Origin of the sequence: Sphingomonas hengshuiensis, from assembly GCF_000935025.1 — a bacterium.
GTDB lineage: Bacteria > Pseudomonadota > Alphaproteobacteria > Sphingomonadales > Sphingomonadaceae > Sphingomonas > Sphingomonas hengshuiensis.
Genome location: NZ_CP010836.1, coordinates 2,591,053 through 2,604,490 on the forward strand (window position 1 = coordinate 2,591,053; position 13,438 = coordinate 2,604,490).

A 13,438-nucleotide genomic window follows, 5' to 3' on the forward strand; every position below is an offset into this window, starting at 1 on the left:
TCCCGGTCAGGCCCCGGGTTTGCGAAGCCAGCTCGTAAGCCAGGCCGTCAGGTCCATCTTGTCCGCCGCGCGCAACAGCCCCTCCGCGAAGGAAAGGCCAACGAACCCCAGCAGCGCGCCGATCGCCCCCGCGCTGTCCTGCGGCAGCGCCCACCACGCCAACAGCGGCGGCGTGCCGTAAAAGCCACAGGTGACGCATCCGAACAGCAGCCACGCCGATTTGCGCAGCGATTCCGCCGGGCGGAACAACAGCCGCGTGATGCCACCGCACAGCGCCGCCAGCGCTATCCGCGCCTGCGCCACCATCGCCGGATCGAATGCCCCCGGCTCCATCTAACGCCCCCGATCACGGTGGAGCCCAGCGCCAGACCGATCGCGGAAGCCAGCAATGCGAATGACCAGCCCATCGATCCAGCCCCCCGCCACTGCGCATTGCACCACGAACCCCGCGTTGAGGATCAGCGCATAGGCCGTCCAGTCGAAGCCCCCCTGCGTCATCGACATCACGAAATGCGCCGGCATCAATGCCATGGACACGATCCCCACGAGCTGCGCCCGCCAGCTCGCCTCACGCTGCAGCAACACCATGCAGGTGACGGCAATCGCAAGATCGGTTGTCGTCATCACCGCTACCAGCCAACTTTTGGCCAGCACGCACCATGCCATCGATACCACCGCCCAACAGAGCAGCAGCAGCGCGCCCAGGCGCCCGCGCGAGTCATGGCACAACAGCCACCGCCGCTGCGCCGCCAGCGCAGCAAGGAAGGTCACGAGAAGCCCGATGTCCATGGGGACTTACTCGCCGTCGGGTTTAGGGGGCGTCTTCGGCGCAGCCAGCGCCAGCGTTTCGTCATCCAGCCCCATGTCGGGGCCATGCATCTCCAGTGCGGAGGCCAGCGTCCGGTGCAGCACGGCAACCGCCGCCTCGACACGGTGAAGGTCCGCCTTGATCCGGCGGACCGTTGCAGCTTTCGGCATCGGTATTCTCCTCTGGTTGAATTATTCCGCCTGTGCGCGCCAGGCGGCCCATTCGTCGCGCGGCACGGTGACGACGCCGCCTTCAAGCCGGATGAACTGCACCATGGGCTCGGTCACCGGATTGCCATCGGCATCCAGCGCCTGCTCCCCGGTCTCCGGCTCGAGCACGGGGCGATCGAACATGCCGATGCGCGTCCGCCAATCGCCGTCGTCGCCGATGTAGGAACGTCGGTCGCTGCCCTCGCACCACGCCGAAAAGGCTTCGCGGCCAATGGTTTTTTGTTCCAGCGTAATGGGATGTTCCAGCGTCACCGTCTCGGCATCGAATCCCGCGATCTTGCGCCGCACATTGCCCGGCCCGTACGCCGATTTTCCTATTACAGGTTCCATGGTGTCCCCTTCACGGCAGCATGTGCTGCGCGGTTTTCATGTTGGTGATCAGGGAGGCGATGGCAGCGCGCGCCTCGGTATCGACGGTGCTGCCACCGGTCGGAGCCGTCACCGCCGCCGCGCGGACCATGCCGATCACGCCGTTGGGCTGAAACGCCCCGCCCGCGACGATCCATCCGGCGGGATCGCCAACACCGCCGTCGATATGCGTGATCAGCGATCCATTGGCATAGCCGGTGGCGCTTCCGGGCGCTGCCGACAGAAAGACCATGCGCGACCAGCCATGATAGCCCCCGCCATAGGTGGCCTCGCGCTGGAATTTCAGTTCCTGAAATGCCTGCGAAGTATCGAAGTCCAGGCGCCCGTTGGGCTGGCCCGCGTGCGGATAGGCGCCGCCGCCCGGATCATAGCCGTCATATTTGATCAGCCAGTTCGACGAGGGATAGATCATGCAGTTGCGGATTCGCGATCCGGTGTTCGCCGATCGCGCGCCACTGACGATGTACAGCCCCTCGCCCGAGGTATAGGGGTCGCCATCCTCCTGCCCCAGCTCGTCGTAGAAGCTGAAATCCTCGATATTGGTCGCCGCATTGTCGAGCAGCACCACAAAATCGCGGTTGGGCACCGTCGTCGTTCCCATGCGCAACGTCCAGTTGCAGCGCCGGCCATGCGCCTTGCGCAGGTTGGCCTTGGTTCGGGAGAGCCTGAAGTCGCACCGCTCCAGCCAGACGCCGGCGCCCGCGCCATCGATATCGATGCACAGCCCCGTTGCAGGCAGCGGCGCACCGCGCTTCGGTCTGTCCGTTATGCGTACGCCGATCATCTGCACCGCGGTGCGCGGATCGCCGCCATACAGCGCCGCGAAATGCCCGTTGAGCTCGCCTCCCAGCACCTGGATGTTGGGCTTGTTCAGCCAGTATGCGCCATCGCCCGTGCACGCATCGATGATCACGCCCGACGTGGTGCCGCTGTCCGCGACGATCGCCGTGGCACCGCGCGACCCCTGCTCATAGACGCTGTCGCGCAGGCGCGTCGCGTCGATCTCGGTTCCGCTGCCCTCCGCCTCGATATCGCACGCGGCCTTGGGCGCCGAGCTGATATAGCCGCCCGCCACGCCGCTATTGGGGGCGTTGCCCGGTTCGGTGAACTTGCAGTTCAGGTGCCGCATCATATTCCCGCCCACCTGCGAGAATCCGTTGCGGCCGCAATTCGTCGCGCCACAGTTGATGAACAGGGCGGGCTTCCGATCGCTGGCGCCGGTCAGGCCCTCATATTTGTAGATGAAGCCGTCGAGCCCGACATTCTTCACCCAGACATTCTCGAACAGCACCTGGTCGCACTCATTGATCCGCACGCCGTCATGCCGGCATTGCCGCCCCGTATCGCCATAGGGACCGCCGGGAATCTGGTTGGCGATATTGCCGTCCAGCAACAGGTTGGAGACAGAAACCGATGCAATTTCGGTCAGGTTGATATGCGTCCCGATATCGGCGCGCTGCGCGGCGTTGTAGTTCGGCAGGGCCGTCGTCGGCGTGCCGCTCGCAAAGCCGCCGAAATACTGCCCGGGGGCCGAGCGTATCGTTGCGAAATTCCCTTCGACGATCAGCCATTCCAGCCCGGTGCCATTGAGGAAGTCTGCCCCCTGGAACGCCTGCCCGCCGCCGCCGGCGATCTGGGCACCGAACGAATAGACGGCGCCCGGCCGCAACCGGACATAGCCCCATCCCTGCTCCAGCATCGCGGCATACATTTCCGCGGAAGCCGCGCTGTCCGCCGCGGCGCCCGCATCGCCGATACCGAGCGCCCCGAAATCCTCCGGTGCCATCGGCGTGGCATTGCCCTTCAGCGCGTTCAGCCATGCGCGGAGCGCAGGCATATTCACATCCTGACCATCGGTCAGGATTTGATTGAGGGTCGTCACGATGATTCCCTTTCATGTGTCCGGTTACGCGCGCCCGATCAGGGCTCTAGGATCTTGATGTTGTGCGAAAGCACGTCGTTCGAGACATAGGTGTGGGCGCCGGTGACCGTCATCTTGACGACGTCGCCGCTGCCGTCCGCCGATCCGATATCGCGCATCCGCCGCCACAGCCCGGTGAAGACCAGGTGATCGCCCGTCGCCCGCAACACCTTGCCGCCGATCGTGGCAATCCAGACATCGTCGCTCGCCACGATCTCGACGGCCTCGACTGGGTATGCGCCCCACCCCCCGGCAATGCCGCTCAGCCGCTCTTCGTGCCGCGTCATCACCATGTCGCCCGGCACGATCTCGCCCGCGGGCTTGGTCGTTCCGTCCGCCATCAGGATCGGCGTATCGACGGTGACGCATGCGCCGCCCGGCGGCGTCGCGCCGCCGCCCTCCGCCGGCGGGCTGCCCGCCGTGGGGATGACCGCATAGCCCACATAATGCCGCCCCGGATGCGCCGACGATGTTCGCGCATCCAGGTCGTCGGCGTACAGCGCATAGGTCACGGCGCCACCCGAACGATCGTCGTCGTCATAGGCGATGGCGCGGAACGTCCCCGCCGCAAGTCCGCTCGCGATCGTCGCCCCGGTGACGGCCACGTCCGCGAAGCCGTCGGTATAGCGGCGGGTGTGATTGCTGATCGTGATCGCGCCGCCGTCCGCCGCGGTGATCGTCAACCCGACCGGATAGCTGTTGGCGATGGCGGTCTGCACCGTTCCCGCCGCCGGGATCGGCTCTGCGACTTCCGGCGTCGCCGTCCCCGATTTCGGCAGCTCCATGGCCGTCGTCCAGCTATAGACGTCCTCGTTTTCCTCGCGCAGCTCGAGGCCGATCCCGAAATCCTGCGCCAGCTTCCAATCGTCGACGACGAACGCATAGTTGCTCAGCGAATAACGCTGGGTATCGCACTGCACGACCTGCATGGGCGTGATCGCCATGCCCTGGATGTTCATCGGCCAGCTGAGCCTGCGCTCGCACAGCGCCCGGCGCAGCATGATCTCCAGGATGCGCTGCCCCCGCGTGTGGCTGCTGATATGCGCCAGGTCATAGTTGAGTTGCCGGATCGAATCGCTTTCCACGCTCCGCGTCGGCACCGGTTGCGACTGATAATTGCTGGCCGGGTCGATATAGGTCCCCGTCACCTCGGTCGCATATTGCTGCGGATCGCCCAGCAACGGCAATTTGAATCCCGCGGTCAGGTCGCGCTCCAGCAAGGTCGCGCTGGGCCCGACCCAATAACCCGGGCGCATGTGATACACGCCCCCGATATCGGCAGCCGTGGCGGCACAGCATAGTTCGAACGTCTGCCGGACCTTGCTCGGCTCGCTTCCCGTTTCGATCAGCGCGTCGAACGTATAGCGCTTCTCGGTCCCGCCTTCGGCCAGCGGCACGTCTTCGTCGCAAATATTGGTCCATGCGGCCAACAGGTCATCGTCGGGAATTTCATCGTCCGTCGCACCGAACCCGCCTTCCTCGCGCGGCAACTGCATCCACCAGTAGAAGGCGGGCACGGCCAGGTCGGTCCAACCCGTGTCGCCCGTGCGCGGATCGCGAATTTCATCCGTGCCCTGCACGATCGCGCTGATCGTCGGCAACCCCGCCTCGACCACCGCATCGGTCATCTTGAACTTGGCGTAGATTTTGCCGATGCCATAGCCGACATGATCGACGGGCCATTTGCCGCCCGTCTCCGCCCGCCATCCCGAGGGCGTCTCGTCGACATCATATTGCCCCCGCCCGAACCACAGCCAGGCTGCGTTGGCATAGGGTCCGCTGGTCACCATCCCGCTGCCGTCGACCGTCACCTGCTCGTCGTTCAGATACCATCCGGTATGCCCTGCGCAGCGATGCCCGGCAGCGGCGAAGATGAAATAGCGGTAATGATCCTTCCCCGATTTTCGCGGGTGGAAGAAGATCAGCTGCCCGCCCACCCTGCGCAGCCCGATCACGATCCAGCTATTGCCGACAGCCTGCCGAAAATTGATCGGCGATGGCTTCGCGGCGCTCGGCGTCCCCGCCAGCGCCTGCATCGCCAGACCGATCACCGTGGCGACCACCACGCTGGCGATGGCGGTGGCGACCGCCGTCGATATGCCTATGCCGATCGACGCGCCAAGCTTGACCAGTGCGGCACCCAGCGCGGGTGAAAGCAACGTCGCGCCCACCGCCAGCCCGATCAGCGCAACGACCTTGACGACCTTACCCATGATCGCCGCCCCACCCTTCGACCCGCCACGCCTCGTCGGCATCCCGCGTCGGGATCATCACGCCGCCGTGAAACGCGCTCAGTTCGCCCCGGCACACCCCCAGCGCCCATCCCCGGCGCACCACGTCGCCACGCCGCGCCTGCCGCAAGGGGATCGATGCGCCATGCACCGCGCTCACCACGCCGCCCAGGCCGCGAACCCCCAGCCTGCGCATCGTCGCCGCCCATTGCCGCGGGCTGCGCGGGCTCGGGCCCACGATCGCGCACACATCGCGCCCGGTCGCCGCCAGCACATGCGCGCGCCATCCATCGCCGCAATGGTCATCCCATCCCGGCGTCTGCCCCGTCGCTGTCCCCGGCATCAGCTTTGCGCCGCCTTCGCCCACAGCACGGATACCTCGGTCATCGCCGCGGCATATTCGAAGAACCGGTCGCCGGGGTGCTTGCGCTGCTGATATTCGTCGGTGAACCGCTTCACCGCCACGCGACGCTGGTCGATCATGCGGCTTTCGCCCGTCGCGGTGACGCTCAGCTCGGTCCCGTCGTCGATGATGTCATAACCCTGCAGCGTACCTTTCCAGATCCGCTTCGTGCCGATCACGCTGCGATGCGTCTCATCGAGCGCGCCGAAATGCAGCTCATAGGCGCAACCCCGCACCGCCTGGTCGGCCAGGTCCTCGCGAAACTCTGCGGGCACGCGCAACAGCGTGCATTTCAGGCCCGATGCGCTGCCGCTGGTGCTCTCCCCGCCCGGTTCGATCGACGCAACGCCCTCGATCCCCGTCCAGTCATGCCCGTCGAACGTCAACGTCCCCTTGCCGGTAAAAGCCCGCACCGGATCGGGCGTATCGATAAAAGGCGCCAGGAACGGACGCAGCACCGGCGCCGCGATCTCGGTCTCCAGCTCGGCGGGAAGCCCACGTCCGTCGGTCACGGCAACCACTCCACGAACTGAAACGAATATCCCGCCTGCGATTGCGACCGCGACGAATCCCCGGCGCCGGCATCGGTGTTGCTGAGCTGGAACACCCCCGGTGCCCGCTCGATCACCGCCGCGCCCGCCGATACGGCGGACTCCAGCGGCGGCTTGAACTGCGCCACTGCGCGACCATCCGCGCCTGCTATGGCGGCGCGCAGGATGATGCGCGGGCGTCCCAACAGCCCGATGTAATCGCCGATGTCAAACGCCACCGCCCCCGGCACGAACCCGCCGAACGCGATCGTCGTCGCGCCCTGTGCCGCCGCCTCGCTGGTCGGCACCGGGAACACCGGCCCCAGCGTGAACATCTCCCCGCCGGTGAAAATCTCGCCGCCGCTGAAGCCCCAGCGCTGCCGCTGGAGCCCGGAATAATAGCGCGCCAGCCCGACCGGATAGGGGCGGTGGAAATCCCACAGCCGCACCAGCACCTGGCCGCCGTCCAGTTCGGCCAGCATCGCATCCAGGCGTGGCCCGCGCGCCGAAACCCCCTCGCCGCCGAACCGCGATGCCGAAAAGCCCAGGTTCATCGTCCAGCGCGGCGCCGACAGGCCATAGGTCTTTCGCGTCCGCGTCAGCGGGCTTTCGCTCCCGCCGACATGCGGCTGCCAGCGCAGCCCGGTGCTGTTCGTCGGCAACAGGTCGGTCGGCCAGTCGATCACCGGCATATCGATCGTCGGCATCTATGGCGCCCGCCGCTGCCGCTCGTCGATCGCCTGGATCGCGCCGTTCTTCGCGGCCTGCGCCAGCAACAAGGCATCCTCCATCGTCACGGCGTTTCCTGCGAAGCTGTTTTCGAACTTCTGGTGGATATGCGTATCCCCGCCCCGGGCCGGGGCCTGCAGCATCCGCCGCGTCTCCGCCGCGGGATAGACGCGGCTGCCCGCCGGCGCGTCGATCAGCTCGGCGCCGTTCTCGCCCGCGATCATCATGCCGCCCTTCCAGTTGAGCGTGCCGGTGGCATTGCCGGGCGTCGGGAATTCCCCGGTAATAATGGGACCCGTGCCGGGCAGGCCACCGGAGCTACCGGAGCCGCTGGAACCGCCCGGAAGCTTCAGGATAGACCCCAAAATCCCGCCCATCGTCGTCTCGTTGGTGCCGAGCAGGGCATTCTTCAGCGGATTGACCGCCGCCAGCACAAGCATGTCCTTCAACAGGTCCTGCAGGACCCGCTTGCCCAGGTCGCCCCAGTTCTTCCAGTTATCGGGGTCGAAAATCGTATCGATCACGTCGCCGCCGATCGACCGCAGTTCTTCCATCGCCGCCTTCTGGCGGTTCAACTCGACCAGCACGTCTTCCAGCGCCTCCGCACGCGCCATCGTCGCCTGATACGCCGCATCGTCTTCGGTCAGGCCGTCGCGCTTCATCTGCCGCGACAGCTCCAGCAACTTCAGTTCACGTTCGCGGACGACCTCGCTCTTGCCCAACAGCCCCAGCTCGGCCTGAGCGAGCGCCAGCCTGTCTTCCTGGTCCTGCCGCGTGCGAACATAGCTTTCCGCGATCCGCTGGTTATATTCGACGCGCGCCTGCAGCACGCGCGCCTCGATGAAGTCGGCGCGATCCTGACCCGAATAGCCGCCCTTGTCGGCCTCGCGCTCCGCCGCACGACGCGCGGCATTGGTGGCCTGGACGATCGGGTTCTGGTTCAGATCCGCAACCGATGCCCGGATTTCGGCAATCCGCTCGCGCGCATCCGCGATGCCTGCCTGTGCCGCGCTCCGGGCTTCCTCGGCATGGGCTTCCTTCAACGCCGCCCGATATGCCGTGACCGCCTGCGTCAGCAGCGCCAGGGCCTCGCCCTGCGCCGTCGTCTGCAGCTTGAGCAAGGGACGCAGCGCCGCTTCGTCCGCCATCGCGCGGTTCATCTGCGCATAGGCGATCCGCCCGGCCACGACATTGTCGTTCGCCGCCTTGCGCCCGGCGGTCTCGTCGCGAAGCTGCGCAACGGCCTTGGCGCCGGTCACAAGCTGCTCTCCGACCATGATGTCCAGCTGCCGACGAACCTGCGCTTCACCATCGATCCCCTTGCGGGTCGCGTCGGTCAGCCCCTTGCGCGCTGCTTCCGCCTTCAACGCGGCATCGCTGTTCGTCAGATAGGCACGCGCCAGATCGAGCGAGGCATCGGCATTGACGACCATCGCCGCGCTCTGCCGAGCGATCGACTGACCATGCCGATCGCTATGCTTCCGGTTGGCATCCTGAGCCTCGTTGAGCGCGCGCTCCGCGGCTGTGCGGGACGCCAGGAGCTTCGCCTGATCTGCCTGAGTCTTCTTGCTGCGCTCATAGGCTTGATCGGCCTCGGTCGTGCTGATCGCATATTGCGCCTGCGCGCGATCCAGAGCCGATGTCGCGCCGGCAAGCTTCGCCCTCGACTCGATCAGCTTGGTATTCCCCGTCACCAATGCGCCGGTGTCACCGTTCAGCGCGCGAAGCTCCTTGCTGAGCTTTTCATTCTCGCGCGTCGCAATGATCGCCGCGCCCGCCTGTGTACTGATCTGCAAGGCCAGCGGCTTCAGATCGGGGCGCGACGTCCGTGCAAGGTTGGCAAGGCTGATCGACAACTTGTCGACGTCTCCCGCGGCGGCAGCGATGGCGCGGCTCACATCGGGGTCGGTCTGCCTCACCGCGATCGGAATGCCAACGCTGCTAGTAACCGTGGAAGGATTGCGAATCTGCTGATTGCCCGCGACCCGGAATGCCGAGTTGCGCTGTTCGGCAATGGCCTTGTTATTGTCCGCGATCTGAGCCTGCCGGGTAAGAATCGCGTTCAACACCAGCGCGCGATTTTGCTCGGTAAGACGCCCCGTGGTCGCGTCGATGAAATTTCCAATATCGCTTTGCCGCTGCTGGAATTTCTGCATTCCCTCAGCGGCTCTCTTCGCCGCTTCCTCATTCTCGAACAGCCCTTTGGTAAGGTATCCGAGCACGAGCAGACCGCCGGTAAGCGCAAGCCCCCACCCGGAGGTGATGAAACGCGCCACCTTGCCCAGCGTGCCTTCCAGATAAATCATCTGTCCGGCCAGCTGCCCACCTTGGACAGCGAGCACCGAAAAAATGTTGGCGCCCATGGAAATCTGCGTGAAGGAATCCTGCACCTGCTGGCTGACGCCGACCATCGCACTTCCGGACGACTTCAGCGCCGAGCTGTTGCGGGTGTGCGCCGTCGTCGCCGACTGCACCGCCGCCACTTCGCGCCGCTTGGCCGTCTCATATGCAGCCACATTCCCCGTCACCAGCGCCAGCGCGCGCTGGTCCGCCTCGACCGACTGTTGCTTGACCGCCTGCAACTGGCGCTCGACTGCCGCGACGCGCTCCGCCTTGCGATCGGCGGCCGCGATGGCGCGGGCCGCCGTCTTCTCTTCCTCGGTCCCGACCGAAGACACCTCGGCACGCACGGCTGCCCCGCCCTCGATACCCATGCGGTACATCAGGCTGGCAGTGGCGACCATGCGACGTCCCTTTCCTTATGCGTTGCCCGGCGGCGGGGACTATTCCCCGTCACCTTCCCCTTCACCCGCCAAATTCGCGATAACCGCCCGCTCGACGATCGGCAGCACGTCGGCGATCAGCGCCTTGTCCGCGCCCCGCGCCTCCGCCACCGCCAGCACCGCTCCGTAATCCAGCGCGAACGGGCGACCCATGCCGCCCGCGCGAAGCTGCCACCCGCAATCCGCAATCACTTCCCATGCGTCGCCGCCTTCGTCGGTGCGCGGCGCGCTTTTGCGGTACGGGCAGTCTTCGCACCACGCTTTGCCTTCGGCCTTGCAGCTGAGCCGGCAATAGCGGCTCCCGGCGTCGCCCCCGCTCCAGTGCCATTCGGCGAGGGCGCCAATCCGTTTTTTTCCGCGTCCCGCAGGATCACCGGCATGACGAGCGCGGCATAGGCGGCCTCGTACAGCGCCTCGTCGTCGAGAAACGCCTCCAGCGCCTCGGGCGAGAACGGCACCGCCACCTTGCCCTCCCGGTCCGCGATCCCGTCCCATCCCACGATCCGCGCGCGGAGCAATGCCGTGCCGAACGCCTCCCCGGCCTCGCCCGCCTTTTCCGGGCTGGCCAGCATAGCCGCTTCGTCCATCCCGGCCAGCACCGCGCTGGACGCGGCATAGGCGGCGCGCTTCATGGCGCGCGACACCGGAAGCGCCTGAACCCCCACCGCCGGGCGCGCGCCCTGCGCGGGGATCAGCTCGACGCGCGCGACGCCGACCTGCAGCGCATAGCCGTCCGCCATCAGTAGCTCGCCACGTCGTTGATCAGCGTCGCCGTCACCATCGCGGCGCCGCTCGGCTTCGATGCCTGGACGTTCGGCGACACCTGGATGCCGCGCGGCCCCTGAATCTGGCGCTTGAACTTGGGCAGGAACAGCCGTGGGGTCACGATCGACAGCGAATGCTGGTCGCGCGCCCAGCTCCGCGTCACGCTCACCGGCGTTCCCGCAGTGGCGGCATCCAGCAGCGTCTGGTCCTGGAACAGCATCGTCATGCTGCCCCCCGCCGACGCCGTTCCCGGATCCACGCCCGCGATCCGGCGATCGGAACGGATGACTTCGACGGCGTTCAGGTTGTTGGAGAAGCTGAACTCGGCGGACACGACATTGCCCAGCACGCTGCCGTCCAGGCTAATCTCGCCCACCGCCTGTGCAAAGCGGTCGGTCGCCAGAACCGATGGCGTGCCGGCGACCGAGGCCGCGGCGCCATCGGCCTCGCCCTGCGCGATCAGCCCCAGCGTCATGTTGAGCAATCCGGTGCGGCTCTGCGCGATCCGCAGCGTATTCCCGGCGATGCCGTAATGCACGAAATAGGGGTTGGCCAGCTCCGGATGCACAACCTCGGCGGACATCGACGGAAGCGACGCCGCGCCGCTGGCGAACACATGCCGCACCGTCCCGCGCGTCAGCGTCGCCGCCGATACCGTGCCGTTGCTCCCCGCCGACGCGGCCAGCGTGAAGGCATTCCCGGCCAGCCCCAGCGTGTCATAGACCACGTTCAGCTTCGACGTGTTCGTGCCGTCCGCGGCATAGGTCGCGGTCGCCACCCCGCTGACGACACTGGCGTTGAGCGCCGTGGCCGTCGCGGTCACCGTCGCCGCGACATTGGCGCCGATATTGATCTGGTTGCCGGTAGCGCCGCTGGCCTTGTACGTGAAGGCCGTGCCGTTGATCGTGATCGTCGAATCCACCGCGGGCTGCGCGGAAAAGGTGATCGATCCCGTCGCGGCAGCATAATTGCTCGTCGTCGGCGCCCCGAACAACAGCTTCAGCCAATAGCCGGTGTTGCGCACATCGGCGGGCACCACCACGTCGCCGGTATTGTTCAGCGCGCCCGCGGTCGGGTCGAACGGATCGCGCCCCTGCCCCACCAGGTTGCTTTCGATCAGCTCGCCTTCCTCGCCGATCGTGCCCGACACGAACGGCAATTGCGCCCAGTTGCTGCCGGGCGGCGTGCCATAGGTGCTTTCGAACTTTGCCCGCAGCAGCGCATTCGCGCCCAATGCACGTCCCATCGTTCAGTCTCCTGTGTCGAATTGCTCAGTTGAGCGGATCGGTAGTCGAATATTGGCCGGTGATCGGCACGATCATGTAATGCCGCGCCTCGCCGCCCTCGGGCGTGAAGTCGCCTTCCTCTGGCGCCCCGGCCTCGACGAAGTCGACCAGCCCGCCCAGCGTCCGGCCCGCCGAAACCCCCGCACCGATCGCACTCGCCATCTCGTCGAGCGCCAGCGCCGCCGCCGTCGATCCTTCGGGTGCCATCAATTGCACCTCGACCGTGTGGGTCAGGTGCCAGGTGCAGGGGCTCAGCGTCTGCGCGGTCACTTCCGGCGTTCCCGGAAACCCCACTGCCGCCCCCCCGGCACCAATGCGGAAATCGGTCGAGGTGTCGCCGTCGAACCCGCGGATATCGGCGCCGGGCAACGCAGCCGCGACCAGCGCCTTCACGCCCAGAATATAGTCCCGCCGCTTGGACATCGCCTATCCCCGATACTCGAAATGCGCCGCGACCCGCTCGCCCAGGCGAGCGCCCTGCCGGCGGAATATGCCGCCGAAATCGAGCGCCTTTCGCCCGGGTACGTTCTTGACCAGCACGAACATCAGCACCGACACGGTGCCCTTGCCTTTGCGCATCCGCATGAACAGCCCGATATTGCCGGTCTTCAGCCGCGCGCGTTGCAGCTTCCGCCCGAAACGCGCCTCGACTTCCGCCGGCGTCAGCGGACGGCGACCGAACCGGCTTTCGAGCGGAACCTTGTCGGTGGGCACCGCCAACGCACCGCCCAGCGGCGTGATGGGGTTTCCCCGTTCGTAATGCCCCAATATCGCCGCGGCGCTTCGCGATCCCGGCTTGCCACCTTCGGCGAAAACCATGCCTGCGGGGTCGAGGCTCAGCGTGCCGTTGTTCGGGTACACTTCCTTGCGGACAGCGCCGGCCAGCTTATAGCCCAGCCCCGCCGCCTCCACGTCATCGCGCATTTCCTGCTGCGCGGCGGCGATCGTCTCGCGCATGCCCAGCGTATGCGCCTTCTCCATCGCCGCGATCAGCGCCTTCTCATGCGCACGCGGCTTCGATGCGGTCAGGCTGGTCCGCAGCGCCATCAGCCCGCCACCACCGAAAAGGGCATTTCCCATACCAGATTGCGCAGGATGCGCGGCTCGCCCGATACCCGCAGCTGCTCGCCCGTCTCGACGCCCGCATCGTCGAGCATGTCGACAAGGTCGCCCTTCGCGGGCGCCGCCACGTCCGACTTGCGCACCCGCAACACTTCGCTTGTCGCGATGATGCCAAGCCGCCCGATCGTCTCGTCTTCGTCGGCGGACTTGCGCCGCACCCGCACCGGATCGGCCACCCCGCTCCAGCGCGCATCTTCCCCGAGCTCCGCAAACACGCTGTCGACCAGCGCCGCTCGAAGCTCGGGGAAAGACATGGCTGCG

16 protein-coding genes are annotated in these 13,438 nt (G+C 66.5%); all 16 read right to left on the reverse strand.

The genetic code is table 11. From position 1 onward, the window contains the following. Positions 1–6: 6 nt before the first annotated feature. Genes TS85_RS11375 through TS85_RS11445 form a run of 16 tightly spaced genes read right to left on the reverse strand, consistent with a single transcriptional unit; the run spans position 7 to position 13,431 of the window. The gene (locus TS85_RS11375) at positions 7–333 is read right to left on the reverse strand and encodes a hypothetical protein (RefSeq protein WP_044332250.1); all 327 of its coding nucleotides are present in this window, start codon (positions 331–333) and stop codon (positions 7–9) included. After that, positions 334–789 (reverse strand): hypothetical protein, encoded by a 456-nt coding sequence (locus TS85_RS11380; RefSeq protein ID WP_044332252.1) that lies wholly within the window; start codon positions 787–789, stop codon positions 334–336. It abuts the gene before it with no gap. A gap of 6 nt (positions 790–795) precedes the next feature. After that, on the reverse strand, positions 796–978 hold the full coding sequence (locus TS85_RS11385) for a hypothetical protein (protein WP_044332254.1): 183 nt from the start codon (positions 976–978) through the stop codon (positions 796–798). Between the two features lie 21 nt (positions 979–999). Continuing rightward, on the reverse strand, positions 1,000–1,368 hold the full coding sequence (locus TS85_RS11390; protein ID WP_155006380.1) for a hypothetical protein: 369 nt from the start codon (positions 1,366–1,368) through the stop codon (positions 1,000–1,002). Between the two features lie 10 nt (positions 1,369–1,378). Next, positions 1,379–3,289 carry a hypothetical protein gene (locus tag TS85_RS11395; protein ID WP_044332256.1) on the reverse strand — a complete coding sequence of 637 codons (1,911 nt, stop codon included), beginning with the start codon at positions 3,287–3,289 and terminating at the stop codon, positions 1,379–1,381. Positions 3,290–3,327: 38 nt separating this feature from the next. Beyond that, entirely contained in the window at positions 3,328–5,541 is a 2,214-nt protein-coding gene (locus tag TS85_RS11400; protein ID WP_044332257.1) for a phage tail protein, read from the reverse strand. Beyond that, a complete protein-coding gene (locus tag TS85_RS11405; RefSeq protein WP_044336181.1) occupies positions 5,534–5,902 on the reverse strand; it encodes a DUF6950 family protein in 369 nt (122 codons plus the stop codon). The genes TS85_RS11400 and TS85_RS11405 overlap by 8 nt, the downstream gene beginning before the upstream one ends. Continuing rightward, positions 5,902–6,474, reverse strand: a complete 573-nt coding sequence (locus TS85_RS11410) for a hypothetical protein (RefSeq protein WP_044336182.1) — start codon at positions 6,472–6,474, stop codon at positions 5,902–5,904. Before TS85_RS11410 ends, TS85_RS11405 begins: the two co-directional genes overlap by 1 nt. Beyond that, on the reverse strand, positions 6,471–7,199 hold the full coding sequence (locus tag TS85_RS11415; protein ID WP_044332258.1) for a hypothetical protein: 729 nt from the start codon (positions 7,197–7,199) through the stop codon (positions 6,471–6,473). The genes TS85_RS11410 and TS85_RS11415 overlap by 4 nt, the downstream gene beginning before the upstream one ends. Next, positions 7,200–9,965: a coiled-coil domain-containing protein gene (locus TS85_RS11420; RefSeq protein WP_044332259.1), complete on the reverse strand. Its 2,766-nt coding sequence runs from the start codon at positions 9,963–9,965 to the stop codon at positions 7,200–7,202. Between the two features lie 39 nt (positions 9,966–10,004). After that, positions 10,005–10,157: a DUF7697 family protein gene (locus TS85_RS25850; protein ID WP_173426225.1), complete on the reverse strand. Its 153-nt coding sequence runs from the start codon at positions 10,155–10,157 to the stop codon at positions 10,005–10,007. 35 nt (positions 10,158–10,192) lie between these two features. Then, a complete protein-coding gene (locus TS85_RS24095) occupies positions 10,193–10,744 on the reverse strand; it encodes a hypothetical protein (protein ID WP_052507860.1) in 552 nt (183 codons plus the stop codon). Beyond that, positions 10,744–12,015, reverse strand: a complete 1,272-nt coding sequence (locus TS85_RS11430) for a phage tail tube protein (RefSeq protein ID WP_044332260.1) — start codon at positions 12,013–12,015, stop codon at positions 10,744–10,746. The genes TS85_RS24095 and TS85_RS11430 overlap by 1 nt, the downstream gene beginning before the upstream one ends. 25 nt (positions 12,016–12,040) lie before the next feature. After that, positions 12,041–12,478, reverse strand: a complete 438-nt coding sequence (locus TS85_RS11435) for a hypothetical protein (protein ID WP_052507862.1) — start codon at positions 12,476–12,478, stop codon at positions 12,041–12,043. A gap of 3 nt (positions 12,479–12,481) precedes the next feature. Beyond that, positions 12,482–13,135, reverse strand: a complete 654-nt coding sequence (locus tag TS85_RS24100; protein WP_155006381.1) for a DUF6441 family protein — start codon at positions 13,133–13,135, stop codon at positions 12,482–12,484. Next, entirely contained in the window at positions 13,102–13,431 is a 330-nt protein-coding gene (locus tag TS85_RS11445; protein WP_044332261.1) for a head-tail joining protein, read from the reverse strand. The genes TS85_RS24100 and TS85_RS11445 overlap by 34 nt, the downstream gene beginning before the upstream one ends. Positions 13,432–13,438: the final 7 nt, after the last annotated feature.